17 protein-coding genes and 1 pseudogene are annotated in these 19,416 nt (G+C 51.2%); 6 read left to right on the top strand and 12 right to left on the bottom strand.

The annotated features are described in order from the left end of the window. Positions 1 to 41 precede the first annotated feature (41 nt). The 3 genes from FPK30_RS00590 to FPK30_RS00580 all read left to right on the top strand — a co-directional run bounded on the left by FPK30_RS00590 (position 42) and on the right by FPK30_RS00580 (position 3,184). Positions 42 to 1,361, top strand: coding sequence for an ABC transporter substrate-binding protein (locus tag FPK30_RS00590; RefSeq protein ID WP_144084880.1), 1,320 nt, complete (start codon positions 42 to 44; stop codon positions 1,359 to 1,361). Positions 1,362 to 1,496: 135 nt separating this feature from the next. Beyond that, positions 1,497 to 2,351, top strand: a complete 855-nt coding sequence (locus FPK30_RS00585; protein WP_144084879.1) for a carbohydrate ABC transporter permease — start codon at positions 1,497 to 1,499, stop codon at positions 2,349 to 2,351. Further along, positions 2,348 to 3,184, top strand: coding sequence for a carbohydrate ABC transporter permease (locus tag FPK30_RS00580; protein WP_144084878.1), 837 nt, complete (start codon positions 2,348 to 2,350; stop codon positions 3,182 to 3,184). Before FPK30_RS00585 ends, FPK30_RS00580 begins: the two co-directional genes overlap by 4 nt. Before the next feature lie 383 nt (positions 3,185 to 3,567). Here the strand turns inward: FPK30_RS00580 and FPK30_RS00575 are convergent, their stop codons facing one another. From FPK30_RS00575 to FPK30_RS00525, 11 genes and pseudogenes are all read right to left on the bottom strand, one after another. Next, complete coding sequence (locus tag FPK30_RS00575) at positions 3,568 to 5,016, bottom strand: MFS transporter (protein WP_144084877.1); 1,449 nt, start codon at positions 5,014 to 5,016, stop codon at positions 3,568 to 3,570. Between the two features lie 38 nt (positions 5,017 to 5,054). Next, the gene (locus FPK30_RS00570) at positions 5,055 to 5,978 is read right to left on the bottom strand and encodes a nucleoside hydrolase (protein ID WP_198189387.1); all 924 of its coding nucleotides are present in this window, start codon (positions 5,976 to 5,978) and stop codon (positions 5,055 to 5,057) included. Positions 5,979 to 6,066: 88 nt separating this feature from the next. Continuing rightward, positions 6,067 to 7,311 (bottom strand): iron-containing alcohol dehydrogenase, encoded by a 1,245-nt coding sequence (locus FPK30_RS00565; protein ID WP_144084875.1) that lies wholly within the window; start codon positions 7,309 to 7,311, stop codon positions 6,067 to 6,069. Between the two features lies 1 nt (position 7,312). Further along, on the bottom strand, positions 7,313 to 7,978 hold the full coding sequence (locus tag FPK30_RS00560; RefSeq protein WP_144084874.1) for an HAD family hydrolase: 666 nt from the start codon (positions 7,976 to 7,978) through the stop codon (positions 7,313 to 7,315). 31 nt (positions 7,979 to 8,009) lie between these two features. Beyond that, entirely contained in the window at positions 8,010 to 8,987 is a 978-nt protein-coding gene (locus tag FPK30_RS00555) for a nucleoside hydrolase (RefSeq protein WP_144084873.1), read from the bottom strand. Then, positions 8,987 to 9,958: a carbohydrate kinase family protein gene (locus FPK30_RS00550; protein ID WP_144084872.1), complete on the bottom strand. Its 972-nt coding sequence runs from the start codon at positions 9,956 to 9,958 to the stop codon at positions 8,987 to 8,989. The genes FPK30_RS00555 and FPK30_RS00550 overlap by 1 nt, the downstream gene beginning before the upstream one ends. Further along, positions 9,951 to 10,652, bottom strand: a complete 702-nt coding sequence (locus FPK30_RS00545) for a phosphoribosylanthranilate isomerase (protein ID WP_144084871.1) — start codon at positions 10,650 to 10,652, stop codon at positions 9,951 to 9,953. The genes FPK30_RS00550 and FPK30_RS00545 overlap by 8 nt, the downstream gene beginning before the upstream one ends. Further along, positions 10,645 to 11,469, bottom strand: coding sequence for an energy-coupling factor ABC transporter ATP-binding protein (locus FPK30_RS00540; protein ID WP_144084870.1), 825 nt, complete (start codon positions 11,467 to 11,469; stop codon positions 10,645 to 10,647). Before FPK30_RS00540 ends, FPK30_RS00545 begins: the two co-directional genes overlap by 8 nt. Beyond that, positions 11,466 to 12,311 (bottom strand): energy-coupling factor ABC transporter ATP-binding protein, encoded by an 846-nt coding sequence (locus FPK30_RS00535; RefSeq protein WP_144084869.1) that lies wholly within the window; start codon positions 12,309 to 12,311, stop codon positions 11,466 to 11,468. The genes FPK30_RS00540 and FPK30_RS00535 overlap by 4 nt, the downstream gene beginning before the upstream one ends. Next, entirely contained in the window at positions 12,308 to 13,078 is a 771-nt protein-coding gene (locus FPK30_RS00530) for an energy-coupling factor transporter transmembrane component T (protein ID WP_260803833.1), read from the bottom strand. Before FPK30_RS00530 ends, FPK30_RS00535 begins: the two co-directional genes overlap by 4 nt. A 170-nt stretch (positions 13,079 to 13,248) precedes the next feature. Then, positions 13,249 to 13,899 (bottom strand): annotated as a pseudogene (locus FPK30_RS00525) (ECF transporter S component); the annotation flags it as partial. Positions 13,900 to 14,237: 338 nt separating this feature from the next. On the opposite strand from FPK30_RS00525, the gene FPK30_RS00520 reads away from it, so the two are divergent. Beyond that, positions 14,238 to 16,109, top strand: coding sequence for a PfkB family carbohydrate kinase (locus FPK30_RS00520; protein ID WP_144084867.1), 1,872 nt, complete (start codon positions 14,238 to 14,240; stop codon positions 16,107 to 16,109). 394 nt (positions 16,110 to 16,503) lie between these two features. Here the strand turns inward: FPK30_RS00520 and FPK30_RS00515 are convergent, their stop codons facing one another. Next, positions 16,504 to 17,232: a helix-turn-helix domain-containing protein gene (locus tag FPK30_RS00515; RefSeq protein WP_260803831.1), complete on the bottom strand. Its 729-nt coding sequence runs from the start codon at positions 17,230 to 17,232 to the stop codon at positions 16,504 to 16,506. A gap of 376 nt (positions 17,233 to 17,608) precedes the next feature. Between FPK30_RS00515 and FPK30_RS00510 the strand changes: the two genes are divergently transcribed. Further along, positions 17,609 to 18,655, top strand: coding sequence for an NAD(P)-dependent alcohol dehydrogenase (locus FPK30_RS00510; protein ID WP_144084865.1), 1,047 nt, complete (start codon positions 17,609 to 17,611; stop codon positions 18,653 to 18,655). 179 nt (positions 18,656 to 18,834) lie between these two features. Continuing rightward, positions 18,835 to 19,221, top strand: coding sequence for a VOC family protein (locus tag FPK30_RS00505; protein ID WP_144085192.1), 387 nt, complete (start codon positions 18,835 to 18,837; stop codon positions 19,219 to 19,221). The last annotated feature ends 195 nt before the right edge of the window (positions 19,222 to 19,416 follow it).

Genomic DNA, 19,416 nt, shown 5'->3' with positions numbered 1-19,416 from the left:
CAATTATAACGAGGAAGTTATACCCAACAAATGGAGGAATTATGAAAAAGAGCACAACCATACTGGCTCTCGTAATGGCGCTCGCTTTATCAGGCGGAACGCTATCGGCTTGTGGCAATGCATCCAAAGCCGATAATTCAGGGAAAGGACATGTCTATTACCACAGCATGAAAGTCGAACAAGTTGGCCAATACAAGGAACTGGCCAAGCGCTTCACCAAGAAGACAGGAATAACAGTCGACATCACATCCGCATCATCAGATCAGTATGAACAGTCGCTCAAAGGAGAACTTGCTAAGTCGAAAGCGCCGACATTATTCGATGTTGATAACAACAACTTCCCGAATTGGACCAGTTACTGCGATGACATGTCTGACACGAATCCATATAAAGACCTCACCAAAAAGGAATTTGCGCTGAAGAGCGAGGGCAAGGTCAGTGCTGTTCCCTTCATCATGGAACGGTACGGGCTGATTTATAACAAAGCACTGCTGAAAAAATACTTTGATGCAAGCTGGTCAACAATCAAGTCGGTGGACAAGATAAACAACTTCAAAGCATTAAAGACCGTTGCAGACGAAATTCAGGAACATAAGAACGACTTAGGCGTATCCGGTGCCTTCACCTCCGCAGGCTTCGACCCCAGCTCCATGCACAGATTCAGTGATCAAACCGCACATATTCCCGTCTATTACGAATACAAAGATCAGAAGACCGACACTATTCCTGCGAAGATCTCCGGAAAATATATGTCTAACTTCAAAGATATTTTTGATTTGTATCTCAAGGATGCAACCGTAGCTCCTACACAACTGGCCGGTGCCACTATGGAGGATGCATACTCTGACTTCAATCTCAAGAAGGCGGTTTTTATTCAAACTGGGACTTGGGCGTATAAACAGCTGCGTGGTCAGGGTGTCGCAGATGAGGATATGGGTGTACTCCCTATTTATATCGGCGTCAAGGGCGAGGAAAAAGAAGGTCTCACCGTCAGCTTTGAGTACTGGGCTATGAATAAGAACGCATCCGACAAGGATAAGAAAGCCACCAAGGAATGGATGGATTACATTCTCAACGACAATGATGCGCGTAAATACACATCGGAGGAGATGGGCTTCGAAACCCCGTTCAAGTCATATGCAAAGGCAGGGTTTAAAACAGCGAACCCCATTCATCGCGCCAACGATGCTTATGCAAAAGCCGGCAATTATGATGTTGTCATCTATCCTCTTCCGTCTCAGCAGTGGGTCAGCACCTTGGGAAACGCCATGCTTGAATATGCTCAGGGGACCAAAGACTGGAGCAATGTAAAGACTGCTTTTGTAGACGGCTGGTCATCTGAATACAAGATAACCCACTGATTTCAGCAGGCCCCGGTATCTCCTTCGTCGGTTCCCCTAGTGCTATCAGGAGCCGACGAAGGACATTACTAGGCCATACTCGCCGCTCCTCAAAGCGGCAATTTGCGTTGATACTGTTTCGACATTGGAGTTTATATGCTTTCTATGGCTGGAAAATCAGTCCGCAAATGGTGGGCCCTGTTCGCTTTGCCAACTTTTGCGGCCTTTGTAATTGGATTCCTTGTTCCATTCGTCATGAGCATTATCCTGAGCTTCTGCCGTTTTGCCACCGTGACGGATGCGAAGTTCATAGGAATTCATAATTATGCAGCTGCGCTCAGTGATCCAGAGTTCTGGCATGCTCTGATCTTTACTGTAGCCTTTACGGTAGTCACGACCTTGATCATCAATATCCTAGGCTTCGCCGTGGCGTATTTGCTGACCACCAATATTCGTGGTGCCAACATCTTCCGTTCGGTCTTTTTTATGCCTAATCTGATTGGCGGCATCATTTTGGGATACATCTGGATGCTGCTGTTGAACGGCATTCTTGCACATTGGGGTAGATCCATCACGTATTCCGGAGTCTACGGATTCTGGGGGTTAGTGATCCTATATTGCTGGCAACAGATCGGCTATATGATGATCATCTACATCTCGGGTCTTCAGAGTTTGCCAGGTGATGTTATTGAGGCCGCCCAAGTCGATGGTGCCAATGGGCGGCAAACGCTCTTTCACATCACCATCCCCCTGATGATGCCTTCTATTACCGTTTGCACCTTTCTCACGGTCACCAACGGATTCAAGCTGTTCGACCAGAACCTCGCTCTGACGAATGGGGCCCCATCGAATTCGTCTGAAATGCTGGCACTCAATATCTATAGGACATTCTACGGGCGTCCTGGGTTTGAGGGCGTCGGTCAAGCTAAAGCAGTCATCTTTTTTGTCATCGTGGCTGCCATCGCGATCATCCAGAATCGACTTACCACGAGTAAAGAGGTTACAGCATGAATGGGAAAGTCAGACATCCTGCAATCTGGACAGTGTTTTTCAGCCTCGTAAGCCTATTGTGGATCTTTCCGATAGCACTGGTTGTGGTGAATGCCTTCAAGCAGCGCTCTTACATAACACACGACACATTTGCTCTGCCAACTGGCGAGCTATTTGCCGGTTTTGATAACTTCAACCGAGGCATAGAACAGACTGATTTCCTGTCGAGTTTTACCTGGACAGTCGTTGTCACAATTGGATCGGTGCTGCTGATTCTATTGTGCACCTCCATGTGTGCATGGTGGATAGTACGCGTGCACAACTGGGCTGCGAAGATACTCTATTTGCTGTTTCTCTCGAATATGGCCGTACCCTTCCAATTGGTCATGTTCACCTTGTCCAAACTCTCAGACACTCTAGGGCTGAATTCGCCTTGGGGACTGTGGATAGTGTATCTAGGATTTGGCGCAGGCTTGGCGGTATTTATGTTCACCGGTGTGGTGAAGGGAATCCCTGTCGAGCTCGAGGAATCGGCAATGATAGACGGTGCCAGCGTGCCACGCATCTTCTTCGGTATCGTGGTACCGATAATGAGGCCCTCAATCATTTCAGTGGCCATCCTCGAGGCTATGTGGATATGGAATGACTTCCTTCTTCCCTACCTCACATTGGATCTACGGAGGTTCAGAACCTTGAGCGTGGCGATCCAGCAATTGAAAGGAAGTTTCGGATCAGTGGATATGGGAGCGATGATGGCCTGTCTGGTTTTAGCCATCATTCCCATTGTGGTGTTTTACCTTATTTGTCAGAAGTACATTATCAAAGGTGTTCTTGCAGGAGCCGTGAAAGGTTGATCCGAACCCCCTCCTCCTCTCCGCGCAATAGCGCTGTATGAGGAGGTGGGGGGGGGGTGATCTGTGCTTGACCGGGTAATACCTAAACACCAAACAAATATTTGGTATTCGTTTCATCCTGGTTTGCAGAACCCAACAGGCCAGAAAAATACCAGATCAATTACTCTGTAGCTTTCTCGAAAAGCCAGTAGCAGTAATTGGTTGGATGTGCAGATTAGTAAATGATCGCAGTATTAGGAGATGCCGATCACCTGATCTAATCCAATATCAAGTTCAAGTCATCGCTTACCAACTGAATCAGTCTTGGAGTCATTCATTGGTATAGACAAGAACCGGGTACGGGAATTCGTCCCATGCCCGGTTCTTGTTTGTGCTGTTAAGGATCAGCCTTCGTCCGCAGCCACGCGTGAGTGGCTGTAGATCATCTTCATGGAGCAGATGAAGAGCACCATGCCCAGCAGAATGATCACGCCGCCAATCATGAAGACGTTGGCGTAAGTCGATGCCAGGCCCTGCTTGGTGCCAGCCAGGCTGCCCGAACCCATGGAACCGTTGGCCATGAGTTGGCCAAAGAGCGACACGCCAATGGAACCGGTTATGGCCTGGAGAAGGTCGTTGAAGCCTAGCGCACGGCCGGACTCCTCAGGCTCCACGGTCAGAGTCGCCGTGTCAACGATTGGCTGGTAGAAGAAGGAGGTGCCGAAGTAGTAGATGCAGGGTGCAACGGCCAAGGCCCAGATCTTGCCAGCGGGGATCAGGAAGGCGATGGCGATCAGGCCGCCACCCATGCAGGCCAGAGCCAGGATGACCGAAGCCTTGCGCCCGATCTTCTGGATGATCGGCCCGGCTGCGAATCCCATGATGCCAGCCAGGATGATGGACCAGACCAACAGGTTGGAGACCTTGGAGGAGTCGATGCCGTAGACGTTCAGACCAATGGCGTTGACGCCGGCGTTCAGAGTATAGCTGAAGAAGTAACCGACGAAGATGACGGTCATAGTCATGGCGAAGGCGGGGTTGGTCAGCATCTTCGGTGTGATGAAGGGGTTGCTGGCCTTGTTGACGTAAACCAGGAAGGCCACCAGGGTCACGATGCAGGCGATGCCCCAGCCCCAGTTGATATCAGTGAAGAACATGGTCACCGAAGCGGCGAACAGTCCAATCAGCGTGAAGCCGATTCCATCGATCTTGGCGCCAGCGGCATGCTGGTCAGGCAGGTTCTTGGCCAGCACGGGAATGAAGAAGACGGCCACGATGCCCACGCCGAAGAGCCAGCGCCAGTCGAGCAGGGTCATGTAGCCAGCCAAGAAGACTCCCAGGGCAGCGGCGAAGCGGAAGACTGCAACGAAGACGCCATACCAGAGCACGCGCTTCTTTTTCTCCACATACTTGGAAACCAGAACCAGGAAGATGGATCCGGAAACCTGCCAGCCGGCCGACTGCACCACACGGGCAGCGATGACGATCCAGATGCTGAAGGTACCGAAGCACCCCAGAATCGACCCCAGCACGAAGACGATCGTACCCAGGATCATCATCTTCTTCAAGGAGACGAAATCGCCCAGAGATCCGTAGATGACGCAGACGATTCCCAGGATGATGCCTGGCAGGGAGGTGATCAGCGGCGCCAGGTTGGCCTGGTTGAGCTGCTTGCCGATGTTCACGTAGATCATGCCAAAGGCCTGCTGCTGGAGCACGCCTAAGGTGAAGATGATCAAGACCACCGGGATGGCCACGCGGGCCATCTTGTTCATTTTCGCGAACTCCGGAGTCCCCTCCTCGGGAACGGGCGTGCCGTTCCTTTGCTCCTCGGAGACAGTTGACTCACTCATTATTTTTCAATTTCCTTTCATTTTCTCTTGGAAAAGACTTATTGTCGCTGAACGCGCGCTGCGCGGTCCACGAAGCTCTTTCGGAAACCGTCCACATCGACATCCACGCAAACATCCAAGTTCTTTTCCTCGCTGAGGATGCCGTCATAGTCGACGGCGGTCGCGCCCAAAGTTATTGGACTGGAAATTTCAACATCGACGAAGGCTGAGCGCATAGTAAACAGTTCTGGTTCGATCAGAACCATAGCTGCCGAAGGATCATACATCTTGATCCCCTCTTCGATGTGGCCACCGTCGTAAGAGCGGAAGAGGGAGCTGACCATCTTGCCGACTTCGCCTGAAGCTTCCAATGCATCCAGGTCATTGGCAACCAGGTGAGCCTTTCGACCAATATCCAGACCGACCATAGTAATAGGAAGTCCACTACGGAAGACCATTTTGGCTGCTTCTGGGTCAACGGAGATGTTGAACTCGCCGTAGACTCCGATATTTCCGCGTTCTGTTGATCCGCCCATCGAGACAATGCGCTCGATATGGCTTTTGACCTCAGGGAATGTCGCTAGAAGCAGAGCGATATTGGTCAGGGGTCCCAATGTCAATATGGTGACGGGTTCGGTGCTCTCCATGAGTACCTGACGTTCTTCCAAAACTGCGTTATTGGCAGTCAGCAGACTATTGTCAGGCTCGGGAAACTCAAAAGACCCCATACCCGATTTGCCGTGCGCTTCCGTAGCAAAACGGTTGTCTCTCATAAGCGGAGCAGCCGCACCGCGAGCAACAGGGATCCTCCTACCTAGGAAAGTCAGCAGCTTGAGAGCGTTATTGGTTGTATGTCCGATGCCCACATTGCCGGATACCGAGGCAATCAGCTTGATGTCAAAAGCAGGCTCATCTACCAGCAAGGTAATTGCCGCGGCATCATCAATACCAGGATCTGTATCGATGATCAGAGGTTTAGCCATCAGTTCACTCCTTTTCTTTGATGTCTAATGGAAAACTGGTCATAGGGAATCGGCTCACATGCCGCACGAGCGCAGATTCCCTCATCTCTTACTCCGCCTTAGAAGCGGTGGCATCACCGCCTGACCTTGAGGAATCGGCAGCCACGCCATGGCCCAAAGCCATTTGGAAAATCGCCCTGCAGTCGTCGCGGTTCAACCTGACTACGGAACCTATTGCTTGGTCAGGTCCGTAGAAGTCGATATTGTCCAGCATCTGCTCGATGCCGTCTTCAGGAATCGAATAATCAGCAAAGGAAATCGGCATGCTCATCGAGGTGAAGAAGTTCTCGGTTGCTGTCACGCCGCGCAAGGCCAGATCTGTAACATCCATGGTCTCATCGTGAAGGCCGAATACTTCTTGGGCATACCGAGCGAAGCGCCGAGGAGACTTGTTGATACAGTACCTCATCCATGACCCCATGATGATGGAGAGAGTGGCACCATGAGGGGTGTCATAAAGGGCGCTCAGTTCGTTGGCTATGGTATGGGTTGACCAATCCTGCTCACGACCGACCCCCAGGGTGTTGTTCTGCGCTATTGTCGAGGCCCACATTATCTGCGCACGGTATTCATAGTTTTTCCCGTCTGCTACTGACTTAGGGCCAATGGCGACCAAGGTACGAAGAGCGCCTTCAGACATACGATCTATGAGCCCGAAAGTGTCATCCTTGGTGAAGTAGCGCTCACAGATATGCGAAAACATATCCACAACCCCGCAAGCTGTAGGGAAAGCTGGAAGAGACTCGGAGAGCATCGGATCCATAAAAGCCAAAGCCGGGCGGACAACGGGATTGCTCACCAGCAACTTGCGATGCTCGTCCTCGTTGTTTATTACTGCTACCTGACTCGACTCGCTGCCGGCTGCAGGGCAAGTCAGAACAGCACCTACCGGAACCGTCCCCTGAGGCTCAGCAATGCCAGTGAAGTAGTCCCAGACATCGCGGTCACTCGCCAGTCCCAGACCAATAGCCTTGGCGGAATCGATGCTGCTGCCGCCGCCGATGCCCAAAACGCCTTCCACCCCCTCGCGGCGGGCAAGTTCAATGCCCTCTCGCACCTTCTGCAACCGGGGATTAGGCTGCACGCCTCCTAGCTCGACATATTTGACACCAGCCTGGTCGCAGCTCTTCCTGATCGCATCCAGGAGACCCGTCGTTTGCAGGTAGCTGCCGTCATCATGATGGATGAGGATCTTATGCACCCCGAGTTTTGCAAACTCCCGACCTACTTGTTCCTCAGCACCTCGTCCAAAAATGAATCTGGTGTTAATGCAGATAGTGAAATCTTGAAACATGTCATACTTCTTTCTTCAGAATCGAAGCCAAATCAACTACCTCGTGAGCCACATAAGTCGGATTCGCCTCGAGAAGATGCTCGGTGTCACCGTCGCCATAGGTCACACCTACTGACCTGACTGCATGAGTTGCAGCAGCCCTGATATCTGCCTGGCTATCACCGATCAATAGGCAGTCCTGCGCAGATAGGTGCCATCGATCCAAAATATACGAGACCATGGCTTCCTTGGTCATCTCTCGGCCTGAAGCCACTTCAGGGGTAATCCACCCTTGGAACTTGTCCTCCCAGCCCTTGGTGGTCAGCAATCGTTCAAGAGCTGGTTTCGGCTTCATGGTGACGATTACGTTTCCTATGCCTTTGCATCTCAATTCTTCAAGAATGATTGCTATACCCGGATACAGCCGAGTAGAGGGGAAATCATTTATGGTCCGGTAGTGGGTATTCACGTTCTTTTCGAAAGCTTCCAGCCTGTTCGGGCTTGGGCGGGGATTCACATGGTTGAAAATGGTCCTCATAGGGGCGCTCAGATTGCTGTTGTCCTGCATGAACGCAGCTGGGAATTCGCCACCTTCGAGACTTGCAGCATACACAAGCGAGCGCCATACATCGCTGCTACTGTCTGCAAGAGTCCCATCAAAGTCCCACAGCACCATGTGAATACCCACCAAAAAACTCCTAATTCCTGTCGTTTAGTTTTCAGTCATACTGACGAAGCGTCTTGTACAGCAGATCCACAAAGCCCGGGAAATCCAATTCAAGCGCTGCCTCAGCATTGGGTTGCTCCCCGCGGAAATCCATCTGCGGCGTACGCTCGATATCGACGGCCGGATCGATACCACGCAGGTGCCGGTAATCGCATACCGTCATTCCCCTGGTCAATTCGCCCTTAAGCTCGATATCAATATGCATGGAAGCCGACTTGATGAGATCAGGATTGATGATCCAAGCTGCTGCGCAAGCGTCGTGGATGGTGGCTCCTGTCAATTGCGTTTCGTCTTCGCAGGTTTTCAGGAAGTATTCGGTCAAATCAGCAGCGAAATTGGCAGCCTTGGTGCCAATATTCCGGAAATCTGCGATATGCTTCTCGGTCAGACAGCACTGCCGCGTCAGATTGATCCCTGTCATCTTGACATGAATGCCAGAATTAAAGACACGATAAGCGGCCTCGGGGTCAACATAAATATTGAATTCAGCAGTGGGAGTCCAATTACCGAAAGTCACCGATCCACCCATGATGCAAATCTCACGGACGCGGTCGACCATGCGCGGCTCGCGATTAAGGGCAGCAGCGATATTGGTCAACGGTCCCGTGGCAATAAGGGTTACATCATCAGTGCTCATGACCGTATCAACGATGAAGTCGACTGCATGTTTGTCTTGCGGCGAATGGGTAGGCTCGGGCAGAACGGGACCATCCAGTCCGGTTTCCCCATGGAACTGAGGAGCTGTGACCAGAGGCATGACCGTTGGCCTGCTATGGCCAGGGTAAACGCCGATATTGTCAGCCTGGCCGATGACTTCCAAAACCTTGATGGCATTCCGCGTGACGTTTTCCAGTGTGCAGTTGCCGCCAATCGTCGTAATGCCCAGCACATCCAGGTTCTGGACCGCCAGCATCATCGCGAAAGCATCATCATGTCCAGGATCACAGTCCAGGATTACTTTTTTCTTCATTATTCCTCCTTGAGTAATTCGTGATTGTTGAAAAAATCGTCAAGCTGTTGGATGTCAGGACAATGCCGAGCGCCCTTGTGGCTGACCTCATAGCCCGATACAGCGTTTCCCTGTCTCAGCGCCCCCGTGAGTTCTTCGCCGGACAGGATGGCACTGATGAAACCTGCATTGTAGGTATCTCCAGCGCCGACGGTGTCTGCTACTTCGACCTTGAAAGCAGGAACGTTGATCTCCGCGTTCCCCTGGGCAAATCCGACGGAACCCCGACTGCCATCACGCGCGACCACCACACGGCCATTGCTGGCTAGATTCCTGGCGTTCTCCCTCCAGTTATCTTGACCCAGATAAGCAAATTCTTCAGGACCTGAACCAAGCAAATAATCCACCTGAGGCAAGATCTCATTCAAAGCACCAGCAAAGTCGGAATCCAGCTCTCCGTTATCTACGCGAAGATTCAGATCCAGTGAAGTACGGATTCCACGCTCACGAGCCCAGGCGAACAAGCGGATGATACTGTCTCGAGAACTACCCGCATAGGTCAAGCACATGCCTGAACTGTGTATCCAGGAGACCTCGGCGAGCTTCTTCATAGGAAGCCTGTCCCAATCCAGTTCTTTGAAGGATTGATGATCTCTCGGCCAGCCCCAGAGATACCGTTCACCAGTTTCATCGATGAAAGCGAAAACACCGACAGTATTGACCTTTCGATCAACTACCAATCCGTCAACATCCACCCCGGCCTCTATCAAATCTTTCTTGGTAAAGCGGCCATAAGAATCATCGCCCACAGTCCCAGCAAAGAGCACATCGCGGCCCAGTCTCGAAAGCGCTACTGCAGTATTGGCACAAGTACCCCCTCCTACGACTTCTGGAGTCGGGTATTCGACCTTGGTCCTCTCTGGATTTAAAAAGCGTGGATATGGAACGATGATGTCCACATTGGCATCGCCGACAACCGCTACTTCAGGCATCGCGCGCCGCCTGGACGAAGGCTAAGACTTTCTGGGGATCTTTACAGTGAAGGCCATCACCCCGCTCATCGGAATAGTTGGTGAAGCTGAACGAATCCACTCCATAGGGGTCTGTCTGCGCTATTGCCTCAGCCACATTCTGTTCATCAAGTCCGCCGGCAATGATGCAGGGGACCTCGGTTGCCTCGATGATGGCCTTGTCGATGCTGCGATCATGAGTCAGACCGGTCGCACCGATGTCTCCGGCCTCAGGCGCCTTGGTGTCGATGAGGAAGAAATCCGAAACCGGCTCGTATTCCTTGACATATTCCAGCACCCTTTGCTCATCCAGCGGAACGCCGGCCAATACTGGGATGGCCTGCATGATTCGCAAAGACGGGAACCTCTTGCGGAGAACACGTATCTGTTCGGGTTCGATAGCATCGATGTCACCGGAAAGATGAAGGACATCAGGCAGGGCTTCGTTAAGGTTGTCGCTGATTTCGTCAATATCTTCAGCAACGGTAAGACCGACCTTGACGGCATCGTTACCTATGGCATCAAATATCGCCTTGGCCTGTTCGCAATCGAGCTGGCCTGGAGTACGTTTGATGCTTCCATAGGAGACGCCAAGATGGTCACCCCCTGCGTCGATGACCATTCGTGCATCCTCAACGCTTCTGATGCCGTAGATTTGGACGATGACCTTAGCCACGTTCTTTTCCTTTCTGTCCTGCTTGTCGAATGACTTCGGTGAATGCTTCAACAGTGAAAACTGGTTTGGCCATGCCTACTTCCTGCGCCACCCGCGTGATTGGAGGGGGCGCCACATAGGCCTTCTGCAGAATCTCTTGGCGCGCAAAGACCTCTTCCCTGCTTCCTGCCAAAAGAACCTGTCCTTTTCGCATAAGGACCACACGAGGAAAGTTCCGGGTGACAAACTTCATATCATGCGAAATCGCGATACATAGCTTGCCCTGATCTTTCAGCCTTGAAATAATGGCTGCCAGGCGGTCATTCCCGATCTTGTCCTGTCCGCAAGTCGGCTCATCAAATACCAAGGCTCCGGTATTCATCATGAGTACAGAACCGATAGCGCAGAATTTCTTCTCGGTGGGACTTAAATCGAAGGGATGGCTATCGAGTTTCTTCTCCAGCCCGACCAATTCCGCGATCCTGGTTGTTCTGTGCTCTATCTCCTCATCGCTCACACCGAGTTGGTGGGGTCCAAATTCAAATTCCTTGCGCACACTATCCAGAAACAGCTGGTCATCCGGATTCTGAAAGATATACCCTACTTTCCGGGCCCATTGAGCTGTCTGCGCAGTCGCGACATCGACCCCATCGATCAATATTCGACCAGAAGTGGGTCTGAGTATTCCATTCAGATGCTTGGCCAAGGTCGTCTTGCCGGCACCGTTTTGACCAATCAAGGCCACAGGCTGGCTGCCCTCAAAGGTCAGGTTGACATCCTGCAGGGCGCAATAGCCATTCGGATAGGCATGCCTCAGGTGTTCGACAACAATTTTCATAGCAAACCCCTGACTGTCTGCACAGCATGACTCTCATCAATGGGCAACTCGTCAAGATCAAAACCAGCAGACTGCAGGCCTCTGCCCAACTTGACATAGTCAGGCACATCAATGCCCCAATCCGGCGTACGGGGGTTGGTGAATACTTCCCGTGGTGTTCCCAAGGCGGCAACCTTGCCCTTCCGCATCACCATGACCTGGTCGGCATACTGCGCGACGCGTTCCATGTCATGATCAACCATGACGACAGTCACGCCACTGGAATTCAGATCTTTGACGATATTGAATATCTCTTCGCTTCCCAAGGGATCCAACTGAGCAGTGCATTCGTCAAGCACCAGGATGCTGGGCTCCATGATGAAAGCAGAGCCAAACGCCACTCGTTGGACCTGCCCGCCCGACAAGTCCAGGGGGTTTTTGTCGAGCAGCTCTTCCACATGCATCAGGCGCGCCACCTGAAGCACTTTTTCATGCATGACCTCCCGCGGCACTCCATAGTTGCCTAGGCCGAATGCAAGCTCCTCAGCCACTGTGCCGGCTGTATAAGAGAGCTGATTGAAGGGGTTCTGGAAAACCAATCCAATGGTCTTCGACAATTCAGCTATAGTCGTCTTGGCCACATCGACACCCTCAATTTGGACCAGCCCTTTAGACCTACCCACGAAATAGTGCGGGATCAATCCGACCAGTGCATTACAGAGGGTAGATTTTCCAGCTCCATTGGCACCGATGATGCAGAAAAAGCTGCCTTTGTCAACTGCAAAACTGATGCGCTTCAACGTACTCGACGAGGCATTTCGATAGCGGAATGAGAAATCCTTTACCTCAATTGCTTTTCTCATGCCCGGCCTCCCCACTGAATGCCAAGAGGAACGATCCCCATGCCTGACATGATGGAACCTGCCAGTACCAGCAAAAAAAGAAGCGTGGCACATGCAGTGAACAGGGTGTCTGTCCGCCTCCACTGGACCTTGATATAGCTGGTCTGGCGAATGCCCTTGATGCCAAACCCCCTGGTTTCCAATGTCATGCCTCTCTCTTGAGAGTCAGTCAGTGAAGAAAGAACCACCGGGCCCAGCAACGGTATGAAAGCTCTCGCCCTGGAAATGATGTTCCCGCTTGTTTCCAACCCACGAGAGTGCTGGGACTGCTCGATAACCGTTATTCGGCGCTGCATCTGAGGGACAACATTCAAGCTCGCCAGTATCAGGTAACCAACTTTGGATGGAACGCCGACTTGGCTTAATGCAGCTACCAAACGACCCATGTACGTGGTTTTGGTCGTCAGATAGAAAGACCCGAGGAAAACCATAAGGGTGACCACTATCTTGGCTGCGTAAAGACTGCCTTCCAACCCCATCCTTGCAAAATCCAAATCAAGTATGGTCTTGGTGTTCTTGGGACTGTAGCAACCTTGGATGAAGAGCAGCATGATCGTCACCGGTATGCCGAAACCAAGCATGATCTTGGCGAATGGTTTGAACTCATGCGCTGTTGCTGCCGCCAAGAAAAGCACGAGGATGAAAAGCAACCCAAGGGTAAAGTCCGGCCATGCTATCGTGGACAAACCAAGCGAACAAATCCCTACGATTTTCGCGATGGGATGCATTCGCGCTAAGGGCGAGTCAGGTATAGCGGCAGAAGCAGACCCGGACATCAGCGCTCTCCCTGATTGCTCGAGCCAGTGCTTGTCGCATCATGGCCATCGACGGATTCTGAGGCAGTGTCCTCAGCATGATCAGTCGCCGTCTCGGAAAGCTTCACGGACATTTCAGACGAATCTTCATCCGAGTCATCATCCTCATCGATGTCATCCAACTCGTCATCGTCAGTATCATCAAGAGCGTATTGGCTCAAGAACCGCTTGGGTATTCGACGCACTATGACATAAGCGATGAATACGGTGATTCCCTTATCGACCAAGTTCTCCAGCATTGAAGAGGAGACGACGGAAATAACGATATTCTTCATAGCGACCACCAAAGCCGCCGTCAGTACGGAAGTGCCATTGACGCCGGTTGCACCGCCGTATACAAAAACCGTCACTAACGAAGCGGTTATGGTATTGACCAAGGCGCAGGCCAACCAGACAAGTATGACGCCCCAGATCTTCTTGAAAAGTCCAGCCTTGACCATGTAGCCAACCACCAGGCCGCACAGGACACTGGATAGCGCATAAGGCAGGTAGACAGGATTGGCGACCAGAGACAGAAAGACGTTGGTCAGCAATCCACATAGAGCAGCCACCCAAGGACCGGACAAGCAGGCTATGACCGTAGTGCCGATCATGTCCAGAAAGAGCGGAAGTTTCAGTGTTGAGCTCAATGTGCCGCCGATAAGATTGATCCCCACCGCGATAGGAATCAGAACCAATGATTTCGTGGAAAACTGTGCAGCGATTCCCCTCAAAAACGATTTTGACTTCATCATCTGCGCCACCTTTGGTCCTTGACTACTTGTCTTTCCAGGTAATCAATGTCTCAAGTCATCTAACTTGCGTATCTTGGGAAATGATTTTCCTAAAATGTTTTCTCAGTCAGAGAGACTATCAGCCGTCAAAACGTGTGTCAAATTCGGAAGGCCCAATCCAGAAGCGACGACATGCTGACAGGTAAACCTTCCACGCAAACTACCGACCGGCTCGGCAAGACAGCGATAATAAAACTGGTGCGAGTGTCCGAGTAAACTGAGAGTCCATCCAGATGCGGCAGCATTTGCTGATAACGACCACGCAAGGCGCAGGAGTACAAGATTAGGCAAGGAGATCCATGAATATTAAGGACATTGCCAAACTTGCAGGCGTCTCCACTTCAACGGTTTCAAAAATTGTCAATCATAAAGACTCGAGTATCACAGAAGCGACACGGAATAAAGTACTTGATTTAGTAAAAAAATATCACTATACCCCCTACGCGTCGTCTAAGCCCAATACGACCAGCTGGCGCATCGGCGTGCTGCTGAGTTCCTCCATCTCCCTTGACTCAACTCTGGATGGCATCATTCAGCAAGCGCAGGCAAGCGGCTATGGAACACTGGTATTCAACAGCTACTCGAGCCACGAGCAGGAAGAACAGAATATTCAGGCTGCGATCGAGCACCGTGTGGACGGGATAATCTGGGAGCCGATTGATAAAAGCAGCCTAAAACTCAATAAAACCATCACAGCGAAAAAAATTCCCGAGCTCATCATTGGCCCTCTAGGCGACGATCGATCTGCACTGCTTCCATATGAAGAAGCGGCATATAACCTGACGCAGGAACTCATGGATCGAAACCATAGCAACATCGCCTGTCTTCTATCTCCTGGCAGACGGACTCAAAGCTTCCTGAGAGGATACCGTCGCTGCCTTTTCGAGAACAACATTGCCTTCCACAACGATATGGTGTTCTACGATATTGACGATAACCTGACCACAGTCATGGAAAACCGCCACGTCACAGGTGTCGTCGCGTCACACTACCGGCATGCCGTGGAGCTGCAACAGTATGCGCAATCCCTTCATTACCGCCTTCCTCAGGATTTTTCACTGGTCACCCTCAGAAACGATTCCGATGAACCCCTGCATTATCCGGGCATACCAGAAATATCCTCCTACAACATGAGGAACGCGGACTTTGGAACTCATCTGTGCTCCAGACTGATCAACACAATCGAACACAATAAAGCCGAACAGACAGAATTCAAACACCTTTTCATCCTGGACAATGAACACACCATAAGCCAGCCGCCTAACATGCGGCATAAGAAGATTGTCGTGATCGGCAGCATCAACGTTGACACATATCTTGCTACGCCGACACTGCCTAAGCCTGGAATGACTGTCACGACACGCAACTTCGCCTCAACGCCTGGCGGCAAAGCCACCAACCAAGCCGTAGGTGTAGCAAAGCTAGGACATCATGTCTCTTTGATCGGCAACGTAGGCAATGACATCTCGGCCGACTTCATCTACCAGGCCATGAATAGATTTCATGTTGACACCACAGGTGTAATGCGAATCAAAAGAACCGATACCGGCAAAGCCTATATCTTTGTCGACAACAACGGCGAATCGATGATTTCCCTGGTATCGGGAGCCAATAGCACTTTAGCGCCTGACGATATTGATGGAAGAGAGCATATCTTCAGCAACACAGCCTACTGCTTAATACAAACTGAAATCCCGCTCGAGGCAGTTAAAGAAGCCTGCATGATGGCGAAAAAACATCACGCCATCACGATTCTAAAACCCTCATCATGCTCACATCTTCCCGATAATATTCTTAATTTAATCGATATTCTTGTTCCCAATCAAAATGAAATCGAGACACTGTTTCCGCAACCAGGTTCTATCGTCGAGAAGGCACAATACTCCATATCAAAAGGCGTGGGAACTGTGATAGTCACGCTGGCCGATCAAGGCTGCGTTCTAGTTACCGAGAACAACCATAAGCACTTCCCAGCAGAGCAAACCCGAGTCATCGATGATACGGGCGCAGGCGATGCGTTCATCAGTTGTCTTGCAGCCTGCCTCTTGGAGAACCGCACTCTGGAAGAAGCCGTGCGCATAGCCAACCTTGCTGCAGGTTTCAGCGTTGCTCACGAAGGTGCCATTCCTTCTCTGATCAGCAGGAGACAGCTAAAGTCCCTATTGGCTTAACAGCGCTACTGCCAAATATTGTTGCGGGCTCCCGACCTTATCGGTTAACGGTTGTGAATGCAGCTTGCTCTGGTCAACAACGCATGCCACGTGACCACGCTGTTATCCTAACCGATTCGACGTCAGAGGCGTTGAAATAAATTCAAGACCAATATCCGACTCTCAATCAAGAGGTCGTATTCAACGGCTTAATGTAGCATATCAAAAAACAACTTTCCTTACCGGCATGAATACCGACTGCGACATCTCGGCGAATCTTAAAAAAAAACGCTACCTATGCTTTTATACTGAGCTTGATCCAAGGGATTCCTTCACCAGCCTTATACTCGGTGACGATAGAAAATCAAGGCAGAAACAGATCGGATGCAATCGCCCACAAGGCAGTCAACTGGATCTAATGGTAATGCGCCTGCCGATATGCGCGCGGAGTGGTACCTGTTTCCATCTTGAAGCGACGATTGAAGTTAGCCGCGTTCCTGAATCCGCTCATGACCCTAACCTGTGCAATAGGCAGATCTGTGGTGACCAAAAGGAGCGAAGCACGAGCTGTTCTCAAACGACAGACCATTTCTGAAAAATTAATCCCTGCGGCCCTTTTAAAAAACCGTGAAAACGACGACGGGTCCATAGCCACCTGGGCTGCCACATCCTCCAGGGTGATACAGTCTCCGATATGGGCCTTTATATAAGCAAGGGCCTGGTTGACTCGTTCCGCCATTCCCGGCGACGCCTCAGGCTGGTAGCCCGGTGTGACTACCGTTGTCCACTCCCCTCGTGGAGCCTGTACAAAGATGCGGAAGATTTCAAGAAGGTCGATGAGCCGATCCAAGTCGTGGTGCGCACCCATGGCGGTCAAGATAGAAGCCACTCTACCGGCGGATTGACCACGAAGCACAATGGCTTGGTCACCCCGCCTCAGCAGAGTCAGTATTTGCATGGCCTCGGGAAAAATCTGCGCCAGGGCCTGGATCCGGTTAGGAAGCACCTGACAAGCCACATCACGATTTGGTATGCTCGTTTTCTCATTCGGCCCAATCTCGGAAATCCAATTGTGGGGAACATTACTGCCTAAGAGGGATACTTGGCCTGGAGCAAAAGGAACCATTCCGTCACCTGCCATCATGGTCCCCATGCTCTCGCGAATCAGGTGGATTTCTATCTCAGGGTGATAATGCCACCTGGCCAAGGTTGATGGATACCCGTGTTCGAGCCATCGGATAGACTCGTTTCCCTTGGGCACAACGACCTCCAAGGATCCTTGGTCGATGATGTTATGACTCATGTACCTACCCAACTTCAACGCGTACAGGAAAGCGGCCTTTCAATAGCCTCTGCTCGGACGCAGCAAAGGCTATCCTGCTCATTCTAGGGCAAAGAATCAAAATAGTATCAGAAGTGGTTATCAGAGCACCTCTTCTCACACCTAGTCGACCTTAAGATGAAATCACACAGATGCTGCATTGACATCAAGACTTTCACTCTGGCAAAGGAGCATGATTATGAAAGCTGTCGTCCTTGAAAAGAAAGGCGTCATCAACGTTCGAGAAGTACCGGATCCTTCGGCCCCAGGTTCTGGCGAGCTCCTGATTTCGCCCCATACCGTGGGCATTTGCGGATCTGACGTGCACTATTACCTGAACGGACGCGTCGGAAAATACGTGGTTGAAAAGCCCATGATTCTTGGGCATGAGGCCTCTGGCACGGTTCTAGAGGTAGGGCCAGGAGTCAAGGGGTTCCAGGTTGGCGATAGAGTAGCCATGGAACCGGGCATTCCTGATATGTACTCCAGGGCCGCAAAACTCGGTTTGTATAATATTGACCCTTCTGTCCGCTTCTTCGCCACTCCGCCTGTAGATGGGTGTCTGAGCGAGAAAATTGTGCATCCGGCTGCCTTCACCTACAAATTACCAGACAACCTAACCTACGAAGACGGAGCCCTGATGGAACCACTGTCAGTGGGAATGTGGGCTGCCACTAAGGCTGGCATCAAACCCGGTGACATTGGGGCCGTAGCGGGTGCTGGAACAATCGGCCTCCTGACAGCAGCATCAGCCATAGCAGGCGGATGCGCTAAAGTACTGATCTCCGATGTTTCACAGGATAAGCTCGAGCTGGCAGCCAGCATCCCAGGAGTCGTTCCTGTTAACTTGAAAGAGGAATCCTTCCTCGACAGAGTCATGGAGGAAACGGATGGCTGGGGTGCAGACCGGGTTTTCGAAGCCTCAGGAAACCTTAAGTCCTACGATGATCTTTGGAGACTGGGAGCTCCTGGCAACACCACTGTTATCATTGGCATTCCTGCCGACGGAAAGATACCCATGGATGTCACGGAAGTCCAAGCACGCGAGACTAGAATCGAAAACGTATTCCGCTACGCCAACGTCTATCAGAAAGCAATAGACATGGTGGCCGCCGGCAAGATCGAGCTTAAACCATTCGTTTCCCGGACCTATCCTATGGAGCAGGCCAAGGAGGCTTTCGACAGATTTGCCGAGGGTCACCCCGAAGACGTCAAAATCCAGATCGAGGTACCTCAGAATCATTAAAGAGCGGCAGCAAAACCCTGCACAATTCACCAGAGGACCTTCTGCCTAAGCCGTCATCTCGAGACGATCCATATTCCTCTATGCAAGCCAAACAGCAATCTATAACCATCAACCTATTCTTGAACTGGAACGTGCCCAGCATTGCACACAGATTTTCAAAGGAGCAATCCATGCAGCCCATGTCTTCATTCACTACAGACCTCCAGCACTCGGGTATGATCGCCAAGAATCTGGACGAAACAATTGATTTCTACACCAACAAGCTCGGTTTCGAAATAGCAGGAATATTCCCCAATAAAGAGAACCGCTGTGCCTTCCTTCGGTACGGGCATCTGACCATCGAAACATGGGAAGGCGACGAGGCGCCAATGACTACGGGAGCTATCAACCACTGGGCCTTGGACACCCCAGACATCAACGCCGCCTACCAGAATGCGAAAGATTTAGGGCTGGAGATCAAGGAAGACAGTATTCAATCCATTCCTACCTTCTGGGATAAGGGGATTCGGTACTTCAACATCTATGGACCCAACAGGGAGACCATTGAATTCTGCCAAATCTGCTGATCCGACCTATGGACCTATGCCCGCTCAGGCTAGCTGAAAGTGTGAGAAATAATACAAAATTATCAGCACCTATGTCTGGAGTCAACAGTCTATTTTGGCCAAAAAACGCCATTCCTGCCGAAAACCACCAGATTCATGAGAACAGCGCTGTATTAAGATTGAAGTGTGTATCCGACGGTGGATACCAATGACGAA

This window comes from Bifidobacterium apousia (genome assembly GCF_007559275.1).
Classification (GTDB): Bacteria; Actinomycetota; Actinomycetes; order Actinomycetales; family Bifidobacteriaceae; genus Bombiscardovia; species Bombiscardovia apousia.
Note: the sequence above shows the minus strand (reverse complement) of the source record. Positions and strands in the feature narration are given on the sequence as shown.